This is a genomic window from Bradyrhizobium pachyrhizi (genome assembly GCF_029714545.1).
Taxonomy (GTDB): domain Bacteria; phylum Pseudomonadota; class Alphaproteobacteria; order Rhizobiales; family Xanthobacteraceae; genus Bradyrhizobium; species Bradyrhizobium pachyrhizi.
The window spans coordinates 3,627,670-3,651,610 of record NZ_CP121667.1 but is presented as its reverse complement, the minus strand read 5'-3'; the positions used below and the strand labels follow the sequence as shown (position 1 = coordinate 3,651,610).

25 protein-coding genes are annotated in these 23,941 nt (G+C 65.0%); 6 read left to right on the top strand and 19 right to left on the bottom strand.

Annotation, left to right across the window (positions count from 1 at the left end; genetic code table 11):
• Positions 1 to 33: 33 nt before the first annotated feature.
• Together QA639_RS16685 and QA639_RS16680 are read right to left on the bottom strand one after the other, a co-directional pair.
• Positions 34 to 1,059: a sugar ABC transporter substrate-binding protein gene (locus tag QA639_RS16685; protein WP_028331499.1), complete on the bottom strand. Its 1,026-nt coding sequence runs from the start codon at positions 1,057 to 1,059 to the stop codon at positions 34 to 36.
• Positions 1,060 to 1,129: 70 nt separating this feature from the next.
• Entirely contained in the window at positions 1,130 to 2,155 is a 1,026-nt protein-coding gene (locus QA639_RS16680) for an ABC transporter permease (protein WP_225163682.1), read from the bottom strand.
• 91 nt (positions 2,156 to 2,246) lie between these two features.
• Between QA639_RS16680 and QA639_RS16675 the strand changes: the two genes are divergently transcribed.
• Positions 2,247 to 3,239 carry a LysR family transcriptional regulator gene (locus QA639_RS16675; protein ID WP_157345989.1) on the top strand — a complete coding sequence of 331 codons (993 nt, stop codon included), beginning with the start codon at positions 2,247 to 2,249 and terminating at the stop codon, positions 3,237 to 3,239.
• 5 nt (positions 3,240 to 3,244) lie between these two features.
• Here the strand turns inward: QA639_RS16675 and QA639_RS16670 are convergent, their stop codons facing one another.
• From QA639_RS16670 to QA639_RS16660, 3 genes are read right to left on the bottom strand one after another with little or no spacing between them, the layout of a single operon-like run.
• Positions 3,245 to 3,772 (bottom strand): VOC family protein, encoded by a 528-nt coding sequence (locus QA639_RS16670; protein WP_157345988.1) that lies wholly within the window; start codon positions 3,770 to 3,772, stop codon positions 3,245 to 3,247.
• A gap of 16 nt (positions 3,773 to 3,788) precedes the next feature.
• Entirely contained in the window at positions 3,789 to 4,652 is an 864-nt protein-coding gene (locus QA639_RS16665; protein ID WP_157345987.1) for an SDR family NAD(P)-dependent oxidoreductase, read from the bottom strand.
• A 4-nt stretch (positions 4,653 to 4,656) separates the two neighbouring features.
• Positions 4,657 to 5,214, bottom strand: coding sequence for a carboxymuconolactone decarboxylase family protein (locus QA639_RS16660; RefSeq protein WP_050387003.1), 558 nt, complete (start codon positions 5,212 to 5,214; stop codon positions 4,657 to 4,659).
• Positions 5,215 to 5,433: 219 nt separating this feature from the next.
• Between QA639_RS16660 and ilvD the strand changes: the two genes are divergently transcribed.
• The gene (gene ilvD, locus QA639_RS16655) at positions 5,434 to 7,278 is read left to right on the top strand and encodes a dihydroxy-acid dehydratase (protein ID WP_157345986.1); all 1,845 of its coding nucleotides are present in this window, start codon (positions 5,434 to 5,436) and stop codon (positions 7,276 to 7,278) included.
• Between the two features lie 104 nt (positions 7,279 to 7,382).
• Here ilvD and QA639_RS16650 read toward each other — a convergent pair whose 3' ends face one another.
• The 4 genes from QA639_RS16650 to QA639_RS16635 form a co-directional block, all read right to left on the bottom strand.
• Positions 7,383 to 7,598, bottom strand: coding sequence for a hypothetical protein (locus QA639_RS16650; protein WP_028331505.1), 216 nt, complete (start codon positions 7,596 to 7,598; stop codon positions 7,383 to 7,385).
• Positions 7,599 to 8,252: 654 nt separating this feature from the next.
• Positions 8,253 to 9,302: a hydroxyacid dehydrogenase gene (locus tag QA639_RS16645; RefSeq protein WP_157345985.1), complete on the bottom strand. Its 1,050-nt coding sequence runs from the start codon at positions 9,300 to 9,302 to the stop codon at positions 8,253 to 8,255.
• A gap of 15 nt (positions 9,303 to 9,317) precedes the next feature.
• Entirely contained in the window at positions 9,318 to 10,214 is an 897-nt protein-coding gene (locus QA639_RS16640) for an amidohydrolase family protein (protein WP_283090247.1), read from the bottom strand.
• A 3-nt stretch (positions 10,215 to 10,217) separates the two neighbouring features.
• Complete coding sequence (locus QA639_RS16635; RefSeq protein WP_157345983.1) at positions 10,218 to 11,183, bottom strand: Bug family tripartite tricarboxylate transporter substrate binding protein; 966 nt, start codon at positions 11,181 to 11,183, stop codon at positions 10,218 to 10,220.
• 181 nt (positions 11,184 to 11,364) lie between these two features.
• On the opposite strand from QA639_RS16635, the gene QA639_RS16630 reads away from it, so the two are divergent.
• Together QA639_RS16630 and QA639_RS16625 are read left to right on the top strand one after the other, a co-directional pair.
• Positions 11,365 to 11,925: a thiamine pyrophosphate-binding protein gene (locus tag QA639_RS16630; RefSeq protein WP_028331509.1), complete on the top strand. Its 561-nt coding sequence runs from the start codon at positions 11,365 to 11,367 to the stop codon at positions 11,923 to 11,925.
• 8 nt (positions 11,926 to 11,933) lie between these two features.
• Complete coding sequence (locus QA639_RS16625) at positions 11,934 to 12,536, top strand: thiamine pyrophosphate-dependent enzyme (protein ID WP_028331510.1); 603 nt, start codon at positions 11,934 to 11,936, stop codon at positions 12,534 to 12,536.
• A 157-nt stretch (positions 12,537 to 12,693) separates the two neighbouring features.
• Here QA639_RS16625 and QA639_RS16620 read toward each other — a convergent pair whose 3' ends face one another.
• From QA639_RS16620 to QA639_RS16605, 4 genes are all read right to left on the bottom strand, one after another.
• Entirely contained in the window at positions 12,694 to 13,755 is a 1,062-nt protein-coding gene (locus tag QA639_RS16620; RefSeq protein ID WP_283090246.1) for a ketopantoate reductase family protein, read from the bottom strand.
• 202 nt (positions 13,756 to 13,957) lie between these two features.
• Entirely contained in the window at positions 13,958 to 14,347 is a 390-nt protein-coding gene (locus QA639_RS16615) for a DUF1236 domain-containing protein (protein ID WP_283090245.1), read from the bottom strand.
• A 214-nt stretch (positions 14,348 to 14,561) separates the two neighbouring features.
• Complete coding sequence (locus QA639_RS16610) at positions 14,562 to 15,341, bottom strand: NYN domain-containing protein (protein ID WP_283090244.1); 780 nt, start codon at positions 15,339 to 15,341, stop codon at positions 14,562 to 14,564.
• Positions 15,342 to 15,489: 148 nt separating this feature from the next.
• Positions 15,490 to 15,897 (bottom strand): hypothetical protein, encoded by a 408-nt coding sequence (locus tag QA639_RS16605; protein WP_028331513.1) that lies wholly within the window; start codon positions 15,895 to 15,897, stop codon positions 15,490 to 15,492.
• 364 nt (positions 15,898 to 16,261) lie between these two features.
• On the opposite strand from QA639_RS16605, the gene QA639_RS16600 reads away from it, so the two are divergent.
• Positions 16,262 to 17,671 (top strand): MFS transporter, encoded by a 1,410-nt coding sequence (locus QA639_RS16600; protein WP_050387012.1) that lies wholly within the window; start codon positions 16,262 to 16,264, stop codon positions 17,669 to 17,671.
• A gap of 106 nt (positions 17,672 to 17,777) precedes the next feature.
• Positions 17,778 to 18,536 carry a GntR family transcriptional regulator gene (locus QA639_RS16595; RefSeq protein ID WP_157345981.1) on the top strand — a complete coding sequence of 253 codons (759 nt, stop codon included), beginning with the start codon at positions 17,778 to 17,780 and terminating at the stop codon, positions 18,534 to 18,536.
• A 6-nt stretch (positions 18,537 to 18,542) separates the two neighbouring features.
• Here the strand turns inward: QA639_RS16595 and QA639_RS16590 are convergent, their stop codons facing one another.
• From QA639_RS16590 to QA639_RS16565, 6 genes are all read right to left on the bottom strand, one after another.
• A complete protein-coding gene (locus tag QA639_RS16590) occupies positions 18,543 to 19,652 on the bottom strand; it encodes a Zn-dependent alcohol dehydrogenase (protein ID WP_283090243.1) in 1,110 nt (369 codons plus the stop codon).
• A gap of 35 nt (positions 19,653 to 19,687) precedes the next feature.
• Positions 19,688 to 19,996 carry a DUF6166 domain-containing protein gene (locus QA639_RS16585; protein WP_028331517.1) on the bottom strand — a complete coding sequence of 103 codons (309 nt, stop codon included), beginning with the start codon at positions 19,994 to 19,996 and terminating at the stop codon, positions 19,688 to 19,690.
• Between the two features lie 40 nt (positions 19,997 to 20,036).
• Positions 20,037 to 20,234: a hypothetical protein gene (locus tag QA639_RS16580; RefSeq protein WP_024579640.1), complete on the bottom strand. Its 198-nt coding sequence runs from the start codon at positions 20,232 to 20,234 to the stop codon at positions 20,037 to 20,039.
• A gap of 12 nt (positions 20,235 to 20,246) precedes the next feature.
• Positions 20,247 to 20,624 carry a hypothetical protein gene (locus tag QA639_RS16575; protein WP_283090242.1) on the bottom strand — a complete coding sequence of 126 codons (378 nt, stop codon included), beginning with the start codon at positions 20,622 to 20,624 and terminating at the stop codon, positions 20,247 to 20,249.
• Positions 20,611 to 21,408 (bottom strand): sterol desaturase family protein, encoded by a 798-nt coding sequence (locus tag QA639_RS16570; protein ID WP_283090590.1) that lies wholly within the window; start codon positions 21,406 to 21,408, stop codon positions 20,611 to 20,613. Before QA639_RS16570 ends, QA639_RS16575 begins: the two co-directional genes overlap by 14 nt.
• Before the next feature lie 220 nt (positions 21,409 to 21,628).
• On the bottom strand, positions 21,629 to 23,758 hold the full coding sequence (locus tag QA639_RS16565; RefSeq protein WP_283090241.1) for an acetate--CoA ligase family protein: 2,130 nt from the start codon (positions 23,756 to 23,758) through the stop codon (positions 21,629 to 21,631).
• Between the last annotated feature and the right edge of the window lie 183 nt (positions 23,759 to 23,941).

The window sequence follows — 23,941 nt, the reverse complement described above, 5'->3', positions numbered from 1 at the left end:
GGAATGCCCCCCGCGCCGGCTGTCCGCGCCTTGTTAATTTTTCTTGGGTAGCGCGAAGCAGTTGGCGCCCGAGGCGTTCGACTTATCGAGCCAGATCGGACGCGTGTAATAGACGAGATTGCGGCTGCCCGGCTTCTCGCCTGATACCAGCAGGGTTTCGGCGGCGAACATCAGGTCGTGGCCCTGCTCGGTCGCCTTGTAGCTCAGGAACTTGTAGAAATTGCCCGAATTGACCTGATCGCAATCCAGCTGCGAGCCTTCACCCGAGGCGAACACCTTCACATCGTCGATCTTGCCGGCATTGCGGATCGCCTGCGCGGCGCCCGATTCCATGATGCCCCAGAACCCGATCGAGGCGCAGAGGTCGGGATGCTGCTGGATCACCGTCGCGGTGACGTTGAGCGCGGTGTTGGCGTCCCAGTTCGCGGCCTGGTTCGAGACCACCTTGATGTTCGGATCCTTGTTCAAGACCTCCATGATGCCGCCGACCTGATCGACACTGGCGGCCGCGGTCAGTTCGCCCTGCACAATCTGGACCTTGCCCGACTTGCCGGAGCCGGTGCCGCAAGCCTTGACGGCTTCGTTCGCCAGCATCCTGCCGATCTCGCGCCAGTCGGCGCCGACAAAGGCGCCGGACTTGTAGTTCGAGGACATGTTGATCTGGATCACATGCGTGCCCTGGCTTTCGGCGCGCTTCAGATCCTTCATCAACAGCGTGACGCTCGGATTCTGCACGATCAGCACGTCGGGCTTCTGATCGACCAGCGCGGTCAAGGCCTGCTGCATCGCCGACGGATTGTTGTTGGGATCGCGCACGACATATTTCATGCCGCGCCACTCGGCCTCTTCCTGCACCACCCGGCCCCATTCGTCGGACAGCGGCACGCCGAGCGCGATCGGCAGATAGGCGATCGTCTTGCCCTGCAGCGCCTTGTCGTAGACGGCACGCAGCTCGCGGGCGGTCTTGGTGCCTTCCTCCTGCGCCGATGCCGCAAACGGCATCGCGGCCAGCGTCACGCCAGCCAGCAGGATCGTCCAGAATTTTGTCGTCGTCTTCATCGTCTCCCTCCACAAAGCAATTTCTTTTGATTGATTCATTTGGCGCGGCGGCCGGCTCAGTCGCCCTGTTTCAGTCGCCTTGCCGCGCGGTCTCCTCGTCGCGGGGATGCAGCCAGTTGTCGAGCACGATGGCGGCCAGCAGCACCACGCCCTTGATGATGTTCTGCACCTCGCTGTTGACGTCCATGATGGTGAAGGCGTTGAGCAGCGTGCCGATCAGGATGCAGCCGACCACGACGCTGAACACGCTGCCGCGGCCGCCGATCAGGCTGATGCCGCCGATCACGACGACGAGCACGACATCGAAGATCATGGTGCCCTGGGTGATCGCCATCTGCATGCTGCCCGTGGTGCCGACCCAGACCAGGCCCGCAATCCAGGCGAGCAGCGCAACCAGCACGTGCTCGAGCACGATCAGCGGCCGCAGCGCGACGCCGGTCAGCCGCGCGGCCTCCGGATTGTCGCCCTGCGAATAGATGAAGCGGCCGATCGAGGTGCGCGACAGGAACAAATGCATCGCGATTGCACAGGCCGCGAACACCAGGATCGGAACCGGGATGCCAAACAGCCGCCCGGCGCCGAGATACATCAAGCCCGGCGCATCCTTCGGCGCATAGACCACCCAGGCCGGCGCGATCCAGAAGGCGAGGCCATAGATCACGAAGCCGGCAGCCAGCGTCACGAACAGCGCCGGCGCCTCGACGAAGGCGACCATCACGCCGTTGACGACGCCGATCAACACCGCGACCGCCAGCGCCAGCAGCACTGCCGTGAAAACAGGCATGCCGTTCTGCATGTAGATCAGCGCGATCGCCCAGGAACCCGCCATGATCGCGACCTCGGAGAGGTCGATGCCGCGGCTGATCACGATCAGTCCCATGCCGAGGCCGAGCACGCCGAGGATAGAAATACTCCGCAACAAATTCAGGAGATTGGAGACGGTGGCGAAGCCGTTCAGCGTCAGGCCGAACACAATCAGGAGCGCGATGGTGATCAGGAGCACGATCTGCTCCTGGCTCGGCTTTGCAAACATTGCGCCCAGGCGAGATGATGCCGCAGGGACAGCAACGCCGCGCGATGGCGATTGCACGCTCATCGTTTCCTCCAGGTATTATTTTGCTTGAGACTTTAAGAGTGCCGATTAGTATTCGTCAAATGCATTCGACGGATACGGATTGATCATTTCCATGCATGTACGCGACGTCGATCTGAACCTGTTCGTCGTGTTCGACGCGATCTATTCCGAGGGCGGCGTCAGCCGCGCCTGCTTCCGCCTCAATTTGACCCAGCCCGCGGTCAGCCACGCGCTGAGCCGGCTGCGCGCGATGTTCAACGATCCGCTGTTCGTGCGCCGCAACCACGTGATGACGCCGACCCCGCTGGCGCGGCAGATCATCACCACGGTGCGCCAGGCGCTCAACGGCCTCGAGACGACGCTGACCCACACCCACCGGTTCGATCCGGCGCAGACGCCGAAGCGGTTCGTGATCGGGCTGCGCAACAATCTGGAGGCGCCGATGCTGAGCGCGCTGATCAACCGCATCAGCACGGTGGCGCCGCTGGTCGAGATCGCCACCGTGCGCAGCGAGCGCAACAATCTTGAGCGCGAGCTTGCCGCCGGCACCCTCGACGTCGCGATCGATACGCTGTTGCCGCTGTCGGCGGAGGTGCGGCGCGAGCAGATCCTGACCGAGCATATCGCGGTGTTCGCGCGGCGCGGCCACCCCGAGCTCGGCACCCGGCTCGACAAGAAGGCTTATTTGCGCATGGAGCATGTCTGCGTGACGTCGCGGCGCAGCGGCCTGTCGTTCGAGGATTTTCAGCTCCAGCGCCTCGGCCTGACCCGCACTGTTCGTCTGACCTGTCAGAATTTCGCAACCGCCTGCCACGTCGTGAGCCGCAGCAACATGCTGCTGACCGCCTCGGAGAGCGCCGCCTCCGTGCTGGAAGATCCCGGGCTGCTGCAGTGCTTCCCCTGCCCGTTCCCGATCAGTCCGCACGTCAATTATCTCTACTGGCACGCCACCGCCGAGGACGACACCACCAATCAATGGCTGCGCGAGCAGTTGCGCGGCGCCGCGGCGCTGCTGGCCGGCAGCCAGTTCGGCCGCAGGAACGGGCGCGCGAAGATGCGACCCCGCGTGGGATATCCGGCGCCGGCCAGCCTCGCCGCCGAATAGCCGCGTCAGCCCACCACGCGGATCGGGTCCGAGCCGTCCCAAGTCGCGGCCACGGTCCTGATCTTCTCGAAGAACCGCCCCTTCGATCCCGAGACGTCTGAGATCTCGATCACGGTGCCGGCATGGCCGGCGGTGTCGAAATAGGCGAAGCGTCCCTTGGGGCCGCCGATCTGGCCTTCATGACCGACCGTGAAGCCTGCCGCGACGGCGCGGTCGTAGAGCGACTGGTAGTCCGTGCTCCAGTACGACATGTGCTGCAGGCCCTCGCCGTGGCGCGCCAGAAAATCCAGATACATCGACGGCGCGTCGTTGCGCTGTTGGATCAGCTCGATCTGCAGATCGCCGGAATTGGCCAGCGCGATCGACATCTCGACGGCGGAGTCCACGCCGCGATAGCGGAACCAATCGACCTTGACCGAGGGGATCAGGAAGAATGGCCCGACCCGCAGTGTCTCGGTCCAGAACTTCAGCGCCGCGTCGATGTCGCGAACGACGTAACCGTTCTGACAGACCTTGCCGAACAATGCACTCATGCGCCCTCCCCGCCGCTCACAAACCGCTGAGCCCGCTGTCGACCGCGAGCGTCTGCGCGGTGACATAGACGCTTTCATCCGACATGAAGAACAGCACGGCATAGGCGATCTCCCAGGCCGTCGCCTGACGGCCGAACGGGATATGCCCCTTGCCGCGCGACGGACGGCCCGCGCCGGCCTCGCGGCCGTTCGGAGTGTCGACCAGCCCGGGATAGACCAGATTGGCGCGGATGCCGCGCCGCGCGCCCGCATGTGCGATGTTCCGCATCAGGCCGCCGAGCGCGGCCTTGGAGGAATCATAGACCGCCATCTGCGATCCCGCCTTCAGCGCCGCGATCGAGGAGATGAACACGATCGAGCCGCCGTCTTCGAATTTCGGCAAGGCCGCGCGGCAGCACAGCATCGGGCCGCGCACATTGACGTCGTAGATTTTGTTCCATTCCTCCGCGCTGACATTGTCGAGCCCGGTCTTGCCGAAGGTGCCGATGTTCAGCACCATGCCGTCGAGCCCGCCCATCGTGCGATGAGCTTCATCAATCATCCTGATGACGTCGGCCTCCTTGGTGACATCGGCGGCGATCGCGAAGGCGCGGCCGCCATCAGCAGCGATGCGCGCAACCGTGTCCTCGGCCGAGGCGCGGTTGAGGTCGGCGACCGCGACATGCGCGCCCTCGCGTGCGAACAGCAGGCTCATGGCGCGGCCGTTGCCGATCGGATCGGTCGCGGCATCGAACACGCGCTGGCCGCCGCCGACCACGAGGATGCGGCGGCCGTTGAGGCGTTCCCTGCCCGGCGCGGCGCCCGAGGATTCCGCGCTCAGCGGACGGACATAGCGCTCCGGCTTCGTGTCTTGCTTGGCCTCTTGCGAAATCTCCGACATCCCATCAGCCCCGCTTCTTGCCACCCTCATAGACCGCCATGCCGGCGGCCGGATCGAGATCGGTCTCGGTCGCCTCCGTCAGCCGCGCCATCATCATGTAGAAGCCGAGCGCGACGATCGCCTCGACGATCTCCTGATCGCTGAAATGCTCGCGCACCGCGGCAAAGGCCGCATCGCCGACGCGGACCTTCTCGACCACCTCGCGGCCGAAGCGAAGCAGCGCGCGCTCGGCTGCGTTGAGTGCAGCATCGTCGTAATCGCCGCGCTCGACGGCATCGATCTGCGCCTGGGTGACGCCGACGCCGAGCGCAATCGGCACGTGCTGGCGCCATTCATAGGCGCCGCCCTCGAGCTGCGCGGCCTGCAGGATCAGGAGCTCGCGATTGACCGCGGAGAGCTTCTGTTTGTGCAGGATCGAATTGCCGAGCCGCATCAGCGGAATCGCATTGGCCTCGGCATGGGCCAGCATGCGGAAGATGTTGAGCTTGACCGGCATGCGGTCGAACGCGGCGCGGATATCGCCGCCCGTCGTGTCCGGATCAATCAGGGGCAGCCTTGCCACGCGTGTCTCTCCCTTTTTTGCTTGTTCGTTATTCTTGCCGTCGGCGCGACCAGCTAATGCACCGGGCCGGCCGAGATCAAGCCGACCCGCTCGACATTGCCCGAATTGCGGGGTTCAGCCATGCGGTTCCGCGCTTGAATCCGCATCCACGGGCAGGCATAAGGAGCGCCAACTCCCTTAAAAAATCGCCTTGGCCCAAGGATTTGAGAAGGATTTACGATGCCCGCCTATCGCTCCCGCACCACCACCCACGGCCGCAACATGGCGGGTGCACGCGGCCTCTGGCGCGCCACCGGCATGAAGAACGAGGATTTCGGCAAGCCGATCATCGCGGTGGTCAACTCCTTCACCCAGTTCGTGCCCGGCCACGTCCATCTGCAGAATCTCGGCCAGCTCGTGGCCCGCGAGATCGAGAAGGCCGGCGGCGTCGCCAAGGAGTTCAACACCATTGCGGTCGATGACGGCATCGCGATGGGCCATGACGGCATGCTGTACAGCCTGCCCTCGCGCGAGCTGATCGCCGACAGCGTCGAATACATGGTCAACGCGCATTGCGCCGACGCGATGGTCTGCATCTCCAACTGCGACAAGATCACGCCCGGCATGCTGATGGCGACGCTGCGGCTCAACATCCCGACCGTGTTCGTCTCGGGCGGACCGATGGAGTCCGGCAAGATCGTGCTCAAGGGCAAGAAGCGCGCGGTCGATCTGATCGACGCGATGGTCGCGGCCGCCGACTCCAACGTGTCGGACGAGGAGGTCGAGGTGATCGAGCGTTCGGCCTGCCCGACCTGCGGCTCCTGCTCCGGCATGTTCACCGCGAACTCGATGAACTGCCTGACCGAGGCGCTCGGCCTCGCGCTGCCCGGCAACGGCTCGGTGCTGGCGACCCACGCCGATCGCAAGAGCCTGTTCGTCGAAGCCGGCCACCTGATCGTCGACCTCGCCCGCCGCTACTACGAGCAGGACGACGCCAAGGTGCTGCCGCGCAACATCGCGAACTTCAAGTCGTTCGAGAACGCGATGACGCTCGATATCGCGATGGGCGGCTCGACCAATACCGTGCTGCATCTGCTCGCCGCCGCGCGCGAGGGCGAAGTGCCGTTCACGATGACCGATATCGACCGCCTGTCGCGCAAGGTGCCGGTGCTCTGCAAGGTCGCGCCCTCGGTGCAGGACGTCCACATGGAGGACGTGCATCACGCCGGCGGCATCATGGCGATCCTGGGCGAGCTCGACCGCGCCAAGCTGCTCACGACCGACGGGCCGACCGTGCATGCCGCAACGCTGGACGATGCGCTGAACCGCTGGGACGTGGTGCGGACCACGAGCGACAAGGTACGCAACTTCTATTGCGCCGCGCCGGGGGGCGTGCCGACCCAGGAAGCCTTCAGCCAGGACCGCCGCTTCGACGAGGTCGATCTCGACCGCGCCAAGGGCTGCATCCGCGACGCCGCGCACGCCTATTCCAGGGACGGCGGCCTCGCCGTGCTGTTCGGCAACCTTGCCGAGGACGGCTGCATCGTGAAGACCGCCGGCGTCGACGAGAGCATTCTGAAGTTCTCCGGCCCGGCCCGCATCTTCGAGAGCCAGGACGCATCGGTCGAAGCCATCCTTGGCAACAAGGTGAAGGCCGGCGACGTGGTGCTGATCCGCTATGAGGGTCCGCGCGGCGGCCCCGGCATGCAGGAGATGCTGTACCCGACCAGCTATCTGAAGTCGAAAGGCCTCGGAAAGGCCTGCGCGCTGATCACCGACGGCCGCTTCTCCGGTGGATCGTCGGGCCTGTCGATCGGCCACGTCTCGCCGGAAGCCGCCGAAGGCGGCCTGATCGGCCTCGTCGAGGAAGGCGATATCATCGAGTTCGATATCCCGAACCGCAAGGTCAACCTCGCGGTCGACGATGCCGAGTTGAAGCGCCGTCGCGCAGCGATGGAAGCCAAGGGCAATGCGGCCTGGAAGCCGGCGGCGCCGCGCAGGCGCGCCGTCTCGACCGCGCTGAAGGCCTATGCGGCGTTCGCCAGCAGCGCGGCCAAGGGTGCGGTTCGCATTCTGCCGGAGTGATCGGCAACCGTTCGGCCACAGCCGCTTCACCTCTCCCACGGGAGAGGTGAACTTCCGATGCCGATTCGGCTCGGCTTACCCGCGGTGGTGACGAGGCGCCGACGTCAGCTCACGTGCAAGTCGGCCGCCTCGATCCGGATGCGGTCGGCATGCAGTGACCAGTCGCACAGCGATTGTTCCTGGCAAAACTTGACCTTGGCCATCTCGGTGGCCTGGCCCTCGCTCGAGGCGTCGATCTCAAGCGCACCCTGGCAAACCTCGCGCTCGCGGCCATTGCCGCCGAGCACGTCTTTCATGAAATGAACGACGAAGCGTGACATGGAACCCTCCCTGCTGCACCGGCAGAGCCCGGGGGTACCACGCTAGCACTAACACGAAAGGGTGGTGAGTTAATTCGGCTGGTACGTGTGCGACTGTTCGCAGCGGGGAAGACTACGCGCCGGCCTGCGGCAGGCTGGCGGCAGCGATCGCGACGATCTGTGCAAGACGGCGGCCGATTTTGGCGGGCGCGTTGCGGAGCAATGACTGGACCTGTCGCATGAAAATCTTCCTTCCGTGCCCGGAATGGTCGGGCACACACGGAAAATGGCGATTTCGGGCTAAGCCGTCGATATCTCAGGGAAAATAACAACGGACGTGTTGCGAGGCGGTCGTTCGGCAGTGGGTTTATTGCCTCGATCGAGGCTGCAACGAAGGAGATTTTCTCCGGTGTTTTTGCCCGCGCAACAACGCTCGCACGGCTGGCCGCTTGCGTGAGGGACGCACCCGCGGAACAGTTCCCTCAGCCCCGCGGTATATCTCTCCCGCAAGGCCGGCGCCTGCACGATTTCTGAATATTGGAAATGTACCCCTGAGTTGCCCGACGCGTCAAGTTGCCTGCTCGAACGCCGGCAGCCGCCAGCTCCTTTGCATGGGGTTGTTTTCGATATTTTTGGCCGCGCGCAGCCGCGGCCCCCGCAAGGGCAGGCCTGACCCTACCCCGGCATGAACCCGAACGCCTTCTCGAACCGTCTTGCGTAGACCGGCCAGACCTCGGGATTGATGATGCGCGGCGGGCGCTTGCCGTCGAGGGCGTCGAGGATCTGCTCGGCCGCGATCCGGCCCATGTTGATGCGCGCCTCGCGGGTGACGCCGGCGGTGTGCGGGCTCGCCAGCACATTGTCGAACTGCAGCAGCGGATGATCCGGCGGCGGCGGCTCCTTGTCCCAGACGTCTAGCCCGGCGCCGGCGATGCGTTTGTCACGCAGCGCTTCCTCCAGCGCCTTCTCGTCGTGGATGAAGCCGCGCGCGGTGGTGACGAAATAGGCGTGCGGCTGCATCAGCGCGAACTGGCGCGCGCCGATCATGCCGCGGCTGTTCTTGTCCAGCGGACACGAGATCGAAACAAAGTCCGCGCGGCGCAGGAGATCGTCGAGCTCGACCTTCTCCCCGCCCCGTTTCGCCATCTCATCCGCCGTGAGATAGGGATCGTAGGCGATCACCTTCATGTGCAGGAGGCCCTTGCATAGCTCGGCGATGCGGCGGCCGACATTGCCGAGACCGACGATGCCGACGGTCTTCTCCTTGAGCTCGTTGCCGATCAGATCGTTGCGGTTGACGTTGGCCTCGCGCCGCAGCCTGCGGTCGGACTGGATGATCCGCTTCGACAGCGTCAGCATCATGCCGAGCGCGTGTTCGGCGACCGAATTGGCGTTGCCGCCGGACTGGTTGACGACAAGCACGCCCGCCGCGGTGCAGGCATCGACATCGACGGGATCGAAGCCGGCGCCATTCGACGACACGATCAGAAGATTCGGCGCGCGCTTCAACAACTCGGCATGGGCATGGAAATGCGGCGCCAGCTCATCGCGGGCCGCACCGATCTGATAGGCATGCGCGTCGGCGAGGACGGGCGCGAACGTCGCCTCCGGCGTCTCGTTCTCCAGACGATCGAGCCGGACGTCCGGCCGCTTCTTCAGGATATCGACGTAGATCTCATGGGCGAGGTATTTGACGTAGAACACGCGCTTGTTGTTGACGGTCATGTCTTCGAGCAGCTTTCAGTTTGGGAAGCCATAGAGTCGTGCGGGATTGCCGACGAGGATGCGGTGCCGGGCCGCCGCATCCGGCGTCCATTCCTGGAACAGCGTCAGCAGATGGCCGGCGTCGGGCATTTCGCCCTCGACCCGCGGATGCGGCCAGTCGCCGCCCCACACCAGCCGTTCAGGATTGGCTGCGACCAGTGCCTCGTGGAACGGCCGCGCATCCGGATAATCGGGCGCCCGCTGGCTCAGGCGATGCGCGCCCGACAGTTTGGCCCAGCACCAGCCTTCGTCCACCGCACGCAAAAGGCTCTGAAAGCCCGCGGTGTTGATGCCGGCGGCAGCATCGGTGCGGCCCATGTGATCGACCACGACCGGCAACCCAAGCGCCTTCAGCGTCGGGATAGTGTCAGGCAAATCCTTCACGTCGATCCAGAGTTGCAGATGCCAGCCGAGCTCGGCCATCACGCCCGCGTGCGTCTCGGCAACGCTCAAGGGAATGCCGCCGCGATAGTGCAGCTGTCCGCCGCGGAAGAAATGGTTGAAGCGCAGGCCGCGGACGCCGAGCACACGCCATTGCCGCAGCGTGCCTGCCGCCACATCGGCATCGGCCACCGCGACGCCGCGCAGCCGCGCGGGCTCGCGCTGCAACGCGTCCAGCATCGCCGAATTGTCGTGGCCGTGCGCGCTACCCTGCACCAGCACGCCGCGGGCAAAACCGAGCACGTCGAGCATGCCGAGATAGGTCGCGAGCGGCGCGTCCGGCGGCGTGTAGCTGCGATCGCCGGCATAGGGGAAGCGATCGGCCGGACCAAATACATGCGCATGCGTATCGCAGGCCTTCGGCGGTAGCTTGTCTCTGGGCGGCGTCACCGGACGCGGCGGCAGGCAGGCGGGAATCTCTGACGCAGCCATGTTCTATTCCGCCTTCATGCCGGCGGCCTTGATGATCGGCCCCCATTTGTCGTAGTCGGCCTTGATCTTGGCGGCGAACTTGTCCGGCGTGGAGCCGATCGGGATCGCACCGAGCTTGCCGAGACGCTCCTTCACGGCATCGGTGTTCACCGCCGCGACGAAATCATGCGAGATCTTGGCGACGAGGTCGGCCGGCATGTTGCCGGGTCCGAGCAGCCCCCACCACACCTCGGTGTCGTAGCCCGGCACGGTCTCCGACATGCTGGGCACGTCAGGCAGGAACGGCGCACGCGAGCCCGTCGTCACCGCGAGCGCGCGAACCGTGCCGGCCTGCAGCTGCCCGACCGATTCCGGTCCGTTGTTGAACGACAGCGGAATTTGCCCGCCGAGCAGATCGTTGATCGCGGGCGCACCGCCCTTGTAGGGAATCGCGTCGAGATCAATCCTGGCGAGGCTCTTGAGCAGCTCGCCGGCCAGATGGGTCGAGGTGCCGTTGCCGGCATGGGCGAAGGACAGGCTGCCGGGCTTTGCCTTCGCCGCGGCGATGACGTCGGCGACCGATTTGAACGGCGAATCCGCGCGCACCAGCAGCACGTTCGGCGACGACGCCAAGAGCGAGATCGGCGAGAAATCCCTGAACGTGTCGTAGGGCAGCTTTGGATAAAGGAACGGATTGGTGGCGTGGCCGCTCGCCACCATGATCAGATTGTAACCATCGGGCGCGGAGGTCGCGATCGCCTGCGAGGCGATCACCCCGCCGGCGCCCGGCCGGTTCTCGACCACGATCGATTGCGTCCAGTTCTTCGACACCGCTTCGGCGAGCGTCCGCGTCAGCACATCGACGCCGCCGCCGGGCGGATATGGAACGAGAATGTGAACCGCCTTGGCCGGGAACGGCTGCGCGGACGCAAGGCCGGCCACAACCATGGCCGCCGCTGCAATGGCGGTCCGCCAGACCCATCCGGCCATCGACGCCTCCCGTCCCTAGACCGTCCCTTTTTCGTTACGCCTGTATCGCACGTTGGCTCGGCGCCGCGATGGCCGAATTCCGCAGATCGCGTTGCGGCCGCGACATGTTGACAATCGCAGGCACCGCGTCAAGTTTCGTGCGGCAAGCGGCCATCAGCGTCGCGCGAGCAGGGAGAACAGGATGGCGGCCGCGGAACAAGCCTCGTCCAAAGATAAAGGCCAGTCGGCGACCAGCTGGCACGGCATCGTGCTGCAGACGCTGAAGCGGAACGAGATCAAGCTCGTGCCCTATGTGCCCGATCGGGTGCTGACCACGCTGATCAAGGATCTGCACGCCGATCCCTATTTCAACACGTTTCCGACCGCGCGCGAGGAAGAAGCGGTGGGCATCGTCTCCGGTGCCTGGATGGCGGGAATGCGCGGCGCGGTGCTGATGCAAACCTCGGGCTTTGCCACGCTGGCCAATGTGCTGGCCTCGCTTGCGGTGCCCTACCAGATCCCGCTGATCATGTTCGTCTCCGAGCGCGGCACGCTCGGCGAGTTCAACTACGGTCAGGCGCTGGTCTGCCGCACCATGCGCCCGGTGCTGGATTCGCTGGCGATGGAACATCACACCATCACCCGGCTCGACGAGCTCGAATTCATCGCCGACCGCTCGATCAAGCAGGCCGTCACCACCCAGGCGCCGGTGGCGCTGATCCTCTCGCCGCTGTTGACCGGCGGCAAGACCTTCGACAAGTGAGATCAGCCATGACCAGCACCCACACGCGCAACACCAAGGTGATGAACCGCTTCGAGCTCACCCAGCGCCTCGTCGCCGGCCTGAAGGACGAAGCCGTGATCGGCGGCATCGGCAACACCAATTTCGACCTGTGGGCCGCCGGCCATCGCCCGCAGAATTTTTACATGCTGGGCAGCATGGGCCTCGCCTTCCCGATCGCGCTCGGCGTCGCGCTGGCGCAGCCGAACCGCCGCGTGTTCGCGCTCGAAGGCGACGGCTCGCTGTTGATGCAGCTCGGCTGCCTCTCGACCATCGCGACGCTGGCGCCGAAGAATCTCACCATGGTGGTGATGGACAACGGCATCTATCAGATCACGGGCGCGCAGCCGACGCCGGCCGCCGGCCATACCGACCTCGTCGCGATCGCTCTCGCCAGCGGGATCGCGAACAGCTCCTGGGCCGCCGACGAGGACGATTTCGAGCGGCTGATCGAACAGTCGAAACAGGCCCCCGGCCCGACCCTGATCGGCGTGCGCATCGACGACAAGCCCGGCACCGGGACGACGCGGCGCGATCCCGTGCAGATCCGCGAGCGGTTCATGAACGGGATGGGGGTACGGCAGCTGCTCTAGATAAGAAGGCGCCTGCAACCTACGCATCCGTCACCGCGAGATGCTCGCGACAAAATTGCAGAGCAATTTTGCGCTGAAGCGGCGAAGCAATCCATCATTCCACACATGCGGAGAGATGGATTGCTTCGCTGCGCTCGCAAATGACGGCTGTGGCCGCTCAATTCAACCTCAACTCGGTGATGTGCCGCGGATCCGGCGCGAGCTCGCCGCGTTCGACGCGCTTGACGATGTCGGTCAGCGCGGCATTGGCGTTACACGCGATGCCAAGCTTCCCGCCTTCGCGGACCACGAGGCCGTTGAGGAATTCGATCTCGGTGCGGCGGCCCTTTTGCATGTCCTGGCCCATCGAGGGACGCTGTGCGGATGAAGTGCGCTTGGCATCCTTGAAGCGCTGCTCGTCGCAAACGCGCGCTGCGGCCTCATCCCCCTCGCCGGCGCGGGCGATGGTCTCCGGCGGCAGGTGCAGGATCTCTTCCAGCTGATAGCCCTGCGCCTGGCCGACGCGGATCGCCTCGCTGCCGAGCCGCGTCGAGAAGCGGCGCAGCGGCTCGCTTTGCAGCACCTCGCCACCCGCCAGACCAGTACAGGCCGAGAGCCCGTTGCCCATCACGTTGGCGACGAGCTTGGACCAGCGCTCGCCCCAGAAATTGGAGGTGACCTTGGCGCTGTCGGAATAACCGACCAGGCGGCAGACTTCCTCCGCCCGCGCCGTGATGCGGCCGTGCACCTCGCCGGCGCGAAACACGGTGTGCGCTGCGCCGCCCTTGCCGGCTCCGCGGTGGATATGGCCCGGCTCCGGCAGATTGACGGTGATGCTGCTCGCGATGCAGCCGAGCGTCTTGCCCCAGCCGACGATGCCGGCGATGGTTTCCTCGTTCATGCAGTTCTGCAGCGACACCACATAACCGTCCGCCGCCAGATATTGCCGGATCAGCATGGTGGCCCAGGCGGTGTCGTAGGACTTCATGCAGACGAAGGCGATATCGACCGGTTTTTCCTTTGCCAATTGCTGCGCGTCGGTGACATCGAGTGCGCGCACCGGCACCGAGAATTCCGCGACGTCCATCGCATGCGTGACGCGCAGGCCGTGCTTGCGCATGTGCTCGACATGCGCGGGCCAGGGGTCGATGAAGGTGACGTCCTCCCCCGCCTGCACCATATGCGCACCGGCGTAGCCGCCGACAGCACCCGCGCCGACGATCGCGATCTTCCGACCCATGCTTCCATCCCCTGCTCTTGATTGAGACGAACGCTGGCTGCGTCCATCCGTTGCGGACCAGTCTAGGGGATCGCGGCGTCAGGCCAACCGGTCCTTTCATGAAAAAAGCTGGGCGGTGCCATGCCGGTAATCATGGGACCCGCGAAAATCCCCGCGGACGATGGGCCCGCGAGGATGTTCGTAGTCAGAAGTCTCGACGCGATCAGTCGATGATCTTGACGATCCGGCGGGTGCGCGGCTCCACGATCACGCGGCGATCATTGACGACCGCGTAGCGATACTCGGTGTAGCGCGGCACCGGACGCAGCACGACGGTGTCGGGCAGCGGCTCGCCGACCACGACGCGTTCACGCACCACCACCGACGGCTCGTTGCGCGGGATCGAGGTGATTACCGCATTCGGGATCTCGAGGCCGGCGCCGACCGCGGCACCCACCGTGCCGCCGACGATCTCGCCGACAGGCCCCGCGATTTCGCCGCCGGCCCGCGCACCGTTCGCGGCGCCCGCCGCAGTCGTGGACTGCGCGAAGGCCGAACCGGATGCGAGCAGCGTCGCAGCAGCGACAAGGGACACAGCAAAACGCTTGTTCATGATTCTCCTCCTCCGAATTGATCGATGCCCCCTCAACATCGCAAGCGACGAGAACGTTCCGGTTCCAACGCTGCAACTCGCGCAACTCCAGTTCCGCGCGCAATTCGCTTGATTCCGGCACGAACGAAAATGCCGCTCCGGACAATGTCCGAAGCAGCATTCATCCTGGGTTCAGATTCAGAAATCGCGCAGAACAGACCGCGCGGCGCGCCGTTCATTCCGGCAGCCTTTGATCGGCTCGCCGTCTTGGAGCTCGCCGTCTTGGCGCCGGTGCAGCCGCTGGCTTGATGCGGATTCGCATCGTCCCGCCCTTGGACTCGATCTCGAACGCGTTGGTCCTGCGCACCAGCTCGCCGAGGGTGCGGAAGCCGTAGGTCCTCTGATCGAAATCCGACGCGAAATTGGCCAGCTGCCGTCCGACCTCGCCAAGCGTGACCCAGCCGTCCTCGCTCGCCATCTGGCTGATGACCTTCTTGATGATCGGCGTGGCGGCCTCGGGCGGCTGCAACGGCTGGGCCCGCACGGCGGCATCCTGATTGCTCGGCGCGCCGCCGCGCAGATTCTCGGTGTAGACGAACCGGCGGCAGGCCTGCCGAAAACTCTCCGGCGTCTTCTGCTCGCCGAACCCGAACACGTCGATGCCGTGCTCGCGGATGCGGGCGGCAAGCCGGGTGAAATCGCTGTCCGACGACACCAGGCAGAAGCCGTCGAACCGGCCGCTGTGCAGCAGGTCCATGGCGTCGATCACCAAGGTGATGTCGGATGCATTCTTCCCGGTCGTATAGGCGAATTGCTGTTGTGGAATAATGGCGTGCTTCGACAGGATGTCGGCCCAGCCCTTGGACCTGGGATTGGAGAAGTCGCCGTAGATGCGGCGCACACTGGCCTCGCCGATCTTGGCGATCTCCTCGAACAGCCCATCGGCGATCTTTGCAGATGCGTTGTCGGCGTCGATCAGGACGGCCAGACGAGGCGAACGGAGTTCGGAAGGCATGGCATTTCTCGGCTGGGACAGGACGAATGGACAATTCCGCAGACAGCCGCGGAACCGGCGCGGCCGTCGTATCGGAGCACATCGCGCGTCCCAAGCATAGGCGGCATCGCCAAGACGTCGCGGCGATGCCAGCCTTGAGGCGGCGAGGTCAGATCACCTCGCCCAAGTCGATCGCCCGCCTGGCGAACTCGATGGCCTTCTCGGCGGTGATCGCGTCCGCTGTGGTCGTCGCCTCGTCGCGCACCGACGGCGGCGAAGCGATCCGGATCTTCTTGCCGTTCGAACGGCGGATAGTCGCGCGCCAGCGATCGACATCGCGCCGGTAGGCGTCGATCACAAAATCCCGATAGGTGACGCCGCTCATCAGCGGCTGAATCGATGCCGCTTCGACAGTGAGCGGCCGGCTTGCGATGTCGCGCACCATCTCGACAATTGTCTCGACGGCATGCTCACGCGCAACGCCGGTCGCGTCCCTGAGCAGATAGCTCACCGCCGCGCCGATCTGCGCCCTCGCGCGATCGTCGCTCGCAAAATCCAGATCGGCCTGAACTGACATATGGGGAAAACGCCTCCGCCCGACGCAACATCGGATACCTCCAGGCATCCGGCACCTTGCAACCACGTGACGTTTAGTCGGCTCCCCATTAAAGCCGGATTATCCGTTAGCCCCCGATTTCTCGGATGCCGTTAACCGGCTCTTGATGCCGCTTCGCAGGATGCCCGACGCGGCAAGATGGTCGGCCGGATCACGGAAGGTCCGGGCTACGCGCCGATGTGTCCGCGGGCCCGTCCGGTGCCGCAGCCCCGCCCGCGCCGTCAATTCGTGCGTGATCAGCAATTGACATATCACTGCTATCCGTGTGACATTTTATTAAAAGGGGCCGACAAGAGCCCATCAATCTCTACTTGGGGAGGCAGCAATGACCATTTCCGACGTCACCGCGGCAGCCGGAAGCCGGGCTCCGGCCGTTGCGCGAACCGCGCAGGCGCAGCAGGTCGCCGATATCGCGGCGCGGCTCGAACGCCTGCCGCTGACCTCCTATCAGCGCTGGATCTTCGGAATCATCGCGACCGCGTGGTTTTTCGACAGCATGGACCTGGCCGCGCTCACCTTCGTGCTCGGCTCGATCCGCCAGACCTTCGGCCTGTCGACAGCGGAAGCCGGGCTGCTGTCCAGCATGAGCTTCCTCGGCATGTTCGCGGGCGCCGCCTCCGCCGGCCTGCTCGCCGACCGCTTCGGCCGTGCCCGCGTCTTCCAGGTCAGCATGATCTTCTGGGGACTGGGCAGCCTGTGCTGCGGTCTGTCCACCACGGCGACCGCGCTCGGCGCATCCCGCCTGCTGCTCGGCTTCGGAATGGGCATGGAGTTTCCGGTCGCGCAGTCGATGGTCTCGGAGATCATGCCGGCGCGCAACCGCGGCCGCTACATCGCGTTCCTCGAAGGATTCTGGCCGCTCGGCTTCATCGCGTCGGGCCTGCTGACCTACTTCGTGCTGCAGGTCGCCGACTGGCGCTGGGTTTTCATCCTGCAGGCGATCCCGGCCGTGTTCGTGCTGGTCGTGCGCCGCTACGTCCCGGAATCGCCGCGCTGGCTCGCCTCGCACGGCTATTCCGAGCGGGCCGAAGCGACCGTGCGCAATATCGAAAGCAGGGTCCGCGACCGTCTCGGCGGCAAGGACCTGCCGCCGGTGCTGCGCCAGGCGGCTGCCCCCGTCTCCGAAGTGACGGGCCTGAGAACGCTGTTTTCGGGCATCTACGCCAAGCGGACCACGATGTTGTGGACCCTGTGGTTCTTCGCCCTGCTCGGCTTCTACGGCCTGACCACGTGGCTCGGCGCGCTGCTGCAGGCCAAGGGCTTCCCGATCACCAAATCGGTGTTCTACACCATCCTGATCTCGCTCGCGGGGATCCCCGGCTTCCTGGTCTCGGCGTGGCTCGTCGAATCCTGGGGCCGCAAGGCGACGCTGGTGATGAACCTGCTCTGTGGCGCGATCGCCTGCCATTTCTACGGCTCGGCGGCGGACCAGACCCAGCTCATCATTGCCGGCCTCTGCATGCAGTTCTTCCTGTTCGGCATGTGGTCGGCGCTCTACGCCTATACGCCTGAACTGTACCCGACCCATGTCCGTGCGACCGGAACGGGCTTTGCTTCCGCGGTCGGCCGAATCGGTTCGCTGATCGGCCCCTATGTGATCGGCGTGATCCTGCCGGCGGCCGGACAAGGCGGCGTGTTTGCGCTCGGCGCCGGCGCATTCGTGGTGGCGGCGCTTGCGGTGCTGTTGCTCGGCGAGGAAACCCGCGGCCGGACGCTGGAAAGCATTTCGCACTGATGGGCGCGCGGCGCGCCGTCCGATTCGACGCGGCGCCGATCGACCGGCCTTGTCATTGCCATCGAGCGTGTGAGATATCTGCTGTACAGCAGCACTCACGATCCTGATGGTAAATTCGAGCAAACGATCCAGCACGGTGCGCGCGCGCACAGCAGGGAGCCGCCGGCCGGCACGGCAATCCTCCGCCGCCGGCGACAAGCCGCGCGGTTCCGCGCCGGCCCCTCTTCCGCAAAGCGACGTCACGCTCACCGATCGCGCCTATGCCGAGCTGGAAGAGCTGATCGTGACGCTGCAACTGCCGCCGGGCACCGCGCTCTCCGAGCTCGTGCTCGCCAAGCGGCTCAACATCGGCCGAACCCCGATCCGCGAAGCCTTGCAGCGCCTGTCGCGCGACGGCCTCGTCAACATCCTGGCCCGCCGCGGTGTGCTGGTGTCCGAGATCGACCTCAGGGCCCAGCTGCGCCTGCTGGAAGTGCGGCGCGAGCTGGAACGGCTGATGGCGCGCGGCGCCGCCGAGCGCGCCACCAGCGAGCAGCGCACGCAGTTCTCCGAGATCGCCGCCGGCATGCGGCGCGCGGCGGAGAAATCCGACGACCTGCTGTTCATGCGGCTGGATCACCAGTTCAACACACTGATCTCTGCGGCGTCGCGCAACGAGTTCGCCTCCCGCGCCATGGGCCTGATGCATGGCCTGTCGCGCCGGTTCTGGTACCAGCATTACAAGGAAGCGGCCGATCTGCCGCTGGCGGCGCGGCTGCATGCCGACGTCGCCGAAGCCGTCGCCGAGCGCCGCGTCGACGCCGCGGGCGCGGCGTCCGACAGCCTGATCGACTACATCGAGAGTTTTGCACGTTCGACGCTGTGAGAGCGATCAGAACTCAACGACCGTGCGGATCGACCGTCCGCGCCGCAGCGCCTCGAAACCGTCATTGATGCCGTCGAGGCTGCAACGGCCGGTGATCAGTTCGTCGAGCTTGAGCCGGCCGTCGAGATAGGCCTGCGCCAGCAAGGGAAAGTCGCGCCGGGGCCGCGCGCCGCCATAGCTCGAGCGGCGAAATCGCTTCTCGCCCATCAACGCGCCCCAGCGAAAACTCACGTCCTGCGTGACGTCGATCTTGCCGAGCCAGATCACCTCACCGCCCGGCCGCACCGCCTCCGCGGTCTGCCGGAACGCGTTGGGATGGCCCGCCGCCTCGAGGATGACGTCGGCTCCCCGGCCGCACGTCGTCTGCTTTGCGAACTGGACCGGATCCTCGCGGGCCGCGTTGACGACGTGCGTGGCGCCGAGCTGCCGCGCGAGGCCAAGCTTTGCATCGTCGAGGTCGACCGCGATAACAGCACCGGCGCCGGCAAGCCGGGCGCCCTGCACCGCTGCCAGCCCGACCGCGCCGCAGCCGGTGACCATCACGGTATCGCCGTGACCGATGGCGGCGACGTTCAGCGCGGCGCCGACGCCGGTCATGACGCCGCAGCCGATCAGGCACGCGCGGTCGAACGGGATGTCGTTCGGCACGACGATCGCCTGCTGCGCCGGCAGCACGACATATTCCGAGAACGCGCCGAGGAACATCAGGTGCGCCAGGTTGCGGTCGTCCGCGAGCCGCGCCTTCGACGCGCCGTCGAAATGTACGCCTTCCGCGCCCCGCGCGAGATAGGTCTCACACAGGATCGGCTGCGCGCGGTCGCAGTGAAAGCAGTGCCCGCAATGCGGATTCCAGGACAGGATGACGTGATCGCCGACGCTGATGTCGCGCACCGCACTGCCGATTTCCTCGACCACGCCTGCCGCCTCGTGCCCGAGGATCATCGGCAACGGATAGCGCAACGATCCGTCGATGACTTCGAGATCGGTGTGACAGAGCCCCGCGGCACGCACCTTCACCACGACGTCGGTCGGCATGGGCGGCGCAAGCGATACGCGCTCGACGGAAAGCGGCGTTCCGCCCTGATGCAGCACCGCCGCGCGACAGGTCAGGGTCATCTCAAGAATTCTCTGCCGGGGGCATCAGCACGGGCTCAGGCCGTCTGTCCGGAGCGCAGCGCCGCGACCGCCTCGTCGAGATCGGCCGAGGAGAGCTCCCATTCATTGTCGAAATTGGCGACGACGCGCCGCATGAAGCTCTCGTGCAACGCTTTCGCAACAGCGGCATCGTGCAGATGGTCATAGAGCAGCGCGAAGGCCAGTTGTGCCGGCTCCGGCCCCTCGTAGCTCCATTCAAAACCGTGTTCGGTGAGACGAAGCTGGTCGTAATGCGGTGACAGCGGCTTGCCATCGACCAGCACCGAAATGCCGTCGATGGTGCGGTCCCCGGTATAGCTCGCCATCGGATCCTCCCTGTGCTGCAGCATCATATCAGGAGCTCGGTCAGGATCCTGGCGGACGCATCTTGAGGTCCTTCTTGACAACCTCGGGGAAGATCCACATCGCGACGGTTGCGAACACGCCGAGGAAGGCGACCGCATAGCTCGGTCCCTGCTGTCCCAGATAGACCATGAAAAAATACCCGCAGGCTGCCGTGGCGAGGCACGCCAGCGACAGCATGAGCTTGATGTGGCTTGGCATCGAGACCTCCCTTCAGGTCATCCAGTTGTGAAACGACGGTGCCGCCACGCGGACCAGCAGCGCAAGGGCTACGATCATGGCGCAACAGGACAGCCGCAATCCCGCGCGTCCGTCACGCCACCATTCCGGCAGCGCCTGAAACAACCCGGGCAAGAACAAGAACAGCACGCCGCCGACGACGACGATTGTGGTCCAGCGCAATTCGGCCAGCGCGAATGCCAGCGTGCCGGCGAACAGCATCACCCAAACTATGGTCGTCATCGTCACCGGCAGAACGGCGCGCCCGCGCAGCGGGTACATCCCGGCCAGCTGCAGGAAGCCGATGCAGCACACGCTCCACAGCAGGCCGAACCAGGCGAGGCCGGCGAGATTGGGTTCAAGCTGCGGCATGCGGCACCGATTGCTCCTTCGCCACGACCCGCGGCGTCCGTGCCGTCCGGCGCATGTCGGTCTTCACATAGCGCGTGCTGTAGCCGTTGAAGATGTGGCCGAGCAGGCCGCGATTGAGATCGGAGGTGCCGAACACATAGTCCATCACCGGGAAGGTCAGGTTCATGTTCCGCTCCATCATGATCGACTGGTTGTGATGGGCGGTATGATGCCGGCGGATGGTGTTGACGAAGGGCATGTTGCGCACGAAGGCATTTTCCTCGACGTGACAGCAGAAGTGCATGAACTCGTAGATCAGGTACATCGAGGTCGTCGTGGTGATCAGCAGCCAGCCGGTGTTGGCCGAGATCACAAGGCCCGCGATGATCGCCGGCGGGATCGACATCAGGGTGAACACCACGAGCGCATAGGGCGGGAAGAAGGTGACGCGCCAGTCGTGATGATCGGCGAAGCGCATCTCCTCCTCGGTGAAGAACTGATGGTGCATCAGCGTGTGGCGGCTGTAGATCGCGCGCAGCAGGGGCACATTCGAGGGCCGGTGCATGACGAAGCGGTGCACCGCCCATTCGAAGAAGTTTGCGATCAGGAAGACCATGGGAATGGTGAGGTATTCCCACCATTTCACGTCATGCACATTGGCCAGATAGACGTACAGCGCCGTGAAGCCGATCGTGTAGATCAGCACGACATGCAGCCAGCCATTGTACCAGCCCACCACGCGCTCGCGGTAGGTCGCGCGATATTTGCGCTGGCGGTCGGTCATCCCTGTTGCAGCCAACTCCATCGCGGGTCCCTCCGTCATTCTTCATCTGACATATCAGTACCACATCAGATACGGAAGGCAAGCTTCGTCAGCCGCGCGCGGGTCCGGAAAAGGAGATGCTGCGCGGAACCCGCTCAGGACCGATCAGGGAAAGCCTGGGTGGTCTCGAGAACGGCCAATAACGAAAAACCGCCCCGGGCGGTGTCCGGGGCGGCCTGTAGTATTCGACAGATTCAGAAGATCAGAGCAGGCCCGCGCCGCGGGCCCACTTGTACTTGGCACCGAGCACCTCGACCGGGAGTTCGGTCGAATAGGCGTAGGCCGGGATGCCGTGCTGGTAGAGATATTCGGCGGCTTCCTCGACCTCGACGTCGCCGGCAAGCGAGGCGACGATCGGCTTGACGAAGCCCTTGGCCTCCATCTCCTTCTTCACCTCGACCATGTTGCGCGCGAACACCATCGGCGGCGTCACGATGGTGTGCCAGTAGCCGAGGATCAGCGCGTGGATGCGCTCATCCGACAGGCCAAGCTTGACGGTGTTGACATAGGTGATCGGCGGCTCGCCGCCGGTGATATCCACAGGATTTCCAGCCGCGCCGAACGGCGGGATGAACTTGCGGAACGCCGCATCGAGATCCGGCGGCATCTGCATCAGCGACAGGCCGTTGTCGACCACGGAGTCGGAGAGCAGCACGCCGGAGCCGCCGGCGCCAGTGATGATCAGCACATTCTCGCCCTTCGGCGTCGGCAGCACCGGCACGCCGCGGGCGAATTCGAGCAGCTGCCGCAGGCTGCGGGCGCGGATCACGCCGGACTGCTTGAACACGTCCTCGTAGATCTTGTCGTTGCCGGCGAGCGCGCCGGTGTGCGACGAGGCCGCCTTCGCACCGGCCGAGGTGCGGCCGGCCTTGAGCACGACCACCGGCTTCTTCTTGGAGACGCGCTTGGCGGCCTCCGCGAAGGCGCGGCCGTCCTTCAGATCCTCGCAGTGCTGCGCGATCAGGTTGGTGTTGGGGTCCTGCTCGAAGAAGGCGAGCAGATCGTCCTCGTCGATGTCGGACTTGTTGCCGAGGCCGACGATCGCCGACACGCCCATCTTGGCCGAGCGCGAGAAGCCGATGATCGCCATGCCGATGCCGCCCGACTGCGACGACAGCGCGGCGTGGCCCTTGACGTCATAGGCAGTGCAGAACGTGGCGCAGAGATTGGCCGGGGTATAGTAGAAGCCGTAGATGTTCGGCCCCATCAGGCGGATATTGTACTTCTTGCCGACCTCGACGATCTCGGCCTGCAATTCCGGCGCGCCGGCCTCGGCAAAGCCCGAGGGAATCAGCACCGCGCCGGGGATTTTCTTCTCGCCGCATTCGGCGAGCGCGCCGGCGACGAATTTCGCCGGGATCGCGAACACCGCCGTGTCGATCACGCCGGGCACGTCCTTGACACTCTTGTAGGCCTTGTAGCCGAGGATTTCGTCGGCCTTGGGGTGGATCGGATAGATCTCGCCCTTGTAGCCGCCGTTGATGAGGTTCTTCATCACGGAGTTGCCGATCTTGCCATCCTCGGCGGAGGCGCCGATCACCGCAACGCCCTTCGGCTGCATGATTCGGTTCATCGCGGCGACGATCTCTTCGGTCGGACGCGGCGCCGGGCGCGGCTTGTAGTTGAAGTCGACGACGATGCGGACGTCGGCGGCGATCGCGTTCTTGCTGGTGGCGAACACCGGGTTGAGGTCGAGCTCGACGATCTCGGGGAAATCGCTGACCAGCTGCGACACCTTGACGATGACGTCGGCGAGCGCCTCGCGATTGACCGCCTCGCCGCCGCGCACACCCTTCAGCATCTCATGCGCCTGGATGCCGTCGAGCATCGACAGCGCATCGTCCTTGGTCGCGGGCGCGAGGCGGAAGGTGATGTCCTTGAGGATTTCGACCAGCACGCCGCCGAGACCGAAGGCGACCAGCTTGCCGAACGAGCCGTCGGTGATCGAACCGACGATCACCTCGGTGCCGCCGCCCAGCATCTGCTGGACCTGGATGCCCTCGATCTTGGCGTCGGCCTTGTACTTCCTGGCGTTGGCGAGAATCGTCTCGTAGCTCTTCTCGGCCTCGGCGGCGCTCTTGACGCCGACCACCACGCCGCCGGCCTCGGTCTTGTGGAGGATGTCGGGCGAGACGATCTTCATCACGACCGGGAAGCCCATGTCGGAGGCGATGCGGGCGGCCTCGGCCGCCGACTTGGCGACGCCCTCTTTCGGCACCGGAATGCCGTAGGCGTCGCACACCACCTTGCCTTCGGGCGCGGTGAGGGTCGTGCGCTTGTCGGCCTTGACCGCATCGAGAATTTTGCGGACCGCATCCTTCGAATTTGACATTGGCTTCCTCCTGGGACAGATTTCGTGGCATTTGGTATGCCAAAAACGCAATTGTCAAGGTCGGTCGAGGTCCAAAAAGATCGAAAAATATAGGCAGCTTGACATTCTGGTATTTGGCATGCCAAAAATCTAAGGTAATTTCTTCTGCTAAGAAGACGTCTCCAAGAGGAGGAGACGAGTCGT

Excerpts from the sequence above, each read along its gene's own strand:
- QA639_RS16585 (WP_028331517.1), bottom strand. The coding sequence starts at position 19,996 with ATGGCGAGCTATACCGGGGACCGCACCATCGACGGCATTTCGGTGCTG.
- QA639_RS16580 (WP_024579640.1), bottom strand. The coding sequence starts at position 20,234 with ATGCCAAGCCACATCAAGCTCATGCTGTCGCTGGCGTGCCTCGCCACG.
- QA639_RS16640 (WP_283090247.1), bottom strand. The coding sequence starts at position 10,214 with ATGGCTGCGTCAGAGATTCCCGCCTGCCTGCCGCCGCGTCCGGTGACG.
- QA639_RS16570 (WP_283090590.1), bottom strand. The coding sequence starts at position 21,408 with ATGGAGTTGGCTGCAACAGGGATGACCGACCGCCAGCGCAAATATCGC.
- QA639_RS16650 (WP_028331505.1), bottom strand. The coding sequence starts at position 7,598 with ATGTCACGCTTCGTCGTTCATTTCATGAAAGACGTGCTCGGCGGCAAT.
- QA639_RS16665 (WP_157345987.1), bottom strand. The coding sequence starts at position 4,652 with ATGTCGGAGATTTCGCAAGAGGCCAAGCAAGACACGAAGCCGGAGCGC.
- QA639_RS16675 (WP_157345989.1), top strand. The coding sequence starts at position 2,247 with ATGCATGTACGCGACGTCGATCTGAACCTGTTCGTCGTGTTCGACGCG.
- ilvD (WP_157345986.1), top strand. The coding sequence starts at position 5,434 with ATGCCCGCCTATCGCTCCCGCACCACCACCCACGGCCGCAACATGGCG.
- QA639_RS16610 (WP_283090244.1), bottom strand. The coding sequence starts at position 15,341 with ATGCCTTCCGAACTCCGTTCGCCTCGTCTGGCCGTCCTGATCGACGCC.
- QA639_RS16575 (WP_283090242.1), bottom strand. The coding sequence starts at position 20,624 with ATGCCGCAGCTTGAACCCAATCTCGCCGGCCTCGCCTGGTTCGGCCTG.
- QA639_RS16595 (WP_157345981.1), top strand. The coding sequence starts at position 17,778 with ATGGTAAATTCGAGCAAACGATCCAGCACGGTGCGCGCGCGCACAGCA.
- QA639_RS16635 (WP_157345983.1), bottom strand. The coding sequence starts at position 11,183 with ATGGCCGGATGGGTCTGGCGGACCGCCATTGCAGCGGCGGCCATGGTT.
- QA639_RS16615 (WP_283090245.1), bottom strand. The coding sequence starts at position 14,347 with ATGAACAAGCGTTTTGCTGTGTCCCTTGTCGCTGCTGCGACGCTGCTC.
- QA639_RS16670 (WP_157345988.1), bottom strand. The coding sequence starts at position 3,772 with ATGAGTGCATTGTTCGGCAAGGTCTGTCAGAACGGTTACGTCGTTCGC.
- QA639_RS16680 (WP_225163682.1), bottom strand. The coding sequence starts at position 2,155 with ATGAGCGTGCAATCGCCATCGCGCGGCGTTGCTGTCCCTGCGGCATCA.
- QA639_RS16600 (WP_050387012.1), top strand. The coding sequence starts at position 16,262 with ATGACCATTTCCGACGTCACCGCGGCAGCCGGAAGCCGGGCTCCGGCC.
- QA639_RS16685 (WP_028331499.1), bottom strand. The coding sequence starts at position 1,059 with ATGAAGACGACGACAAAATTCTGGACGATCCTGCTGGCTGGCGTGACG.
- QA639_RS16565 (WP_283090241.1), bottom strand. The coding sequence starts at position 23,758 with ATGTCAAATTCGAAGGATGCGGTCCGCAAAATTCTCGATGCGGTCAAG.
- QA639_RS16605 (WP_028331513.1), bottom strand. The coding sequence starts at position 15,897 with ATGTCAGTTCAGGCCGATCTGGATTTTGCGAGCGACGATCGCGCGAGG.
- QA639_RS16625 (WP_028331510.1), top strand. The coding sequence starts at position 11,934 with ATGACCAGCACCCACACGCGCAACACCAAGGTGATGAACCGCTTCGAG.
- QA639_RS16590 (WP_283090243.1), bottom strand. The coding sequence starts at position 19,652 with ATGACCCTGACCTGTCGCGCGGCGGTGCTGCATCAGGGCGGAACGCCG.
- QA639_RS16645 (WP_157345985.1), bottom strand. The coding sequence starts at position 9,302 with ATGACCGTCAACAACAAGCGCGTGTTCTACGTCAAATACCTCGCCCAT.
- QA639_RS16630 (WP_028331509.1), top strand. The coding sequence starts at position 11,365 with ATGGCGGCCGCGGAACAAGCCTCGTCCAAAGATAAAGGCCAGTCGGCG.
- QA639_RS16620 (WP_283090246.1), bottom strand. The coding sequence starts at position 13,755 with ATGGGTCGGAAGATCGCGATCGTCGGCGCGGGTGCTGTCGGCGGCTAC.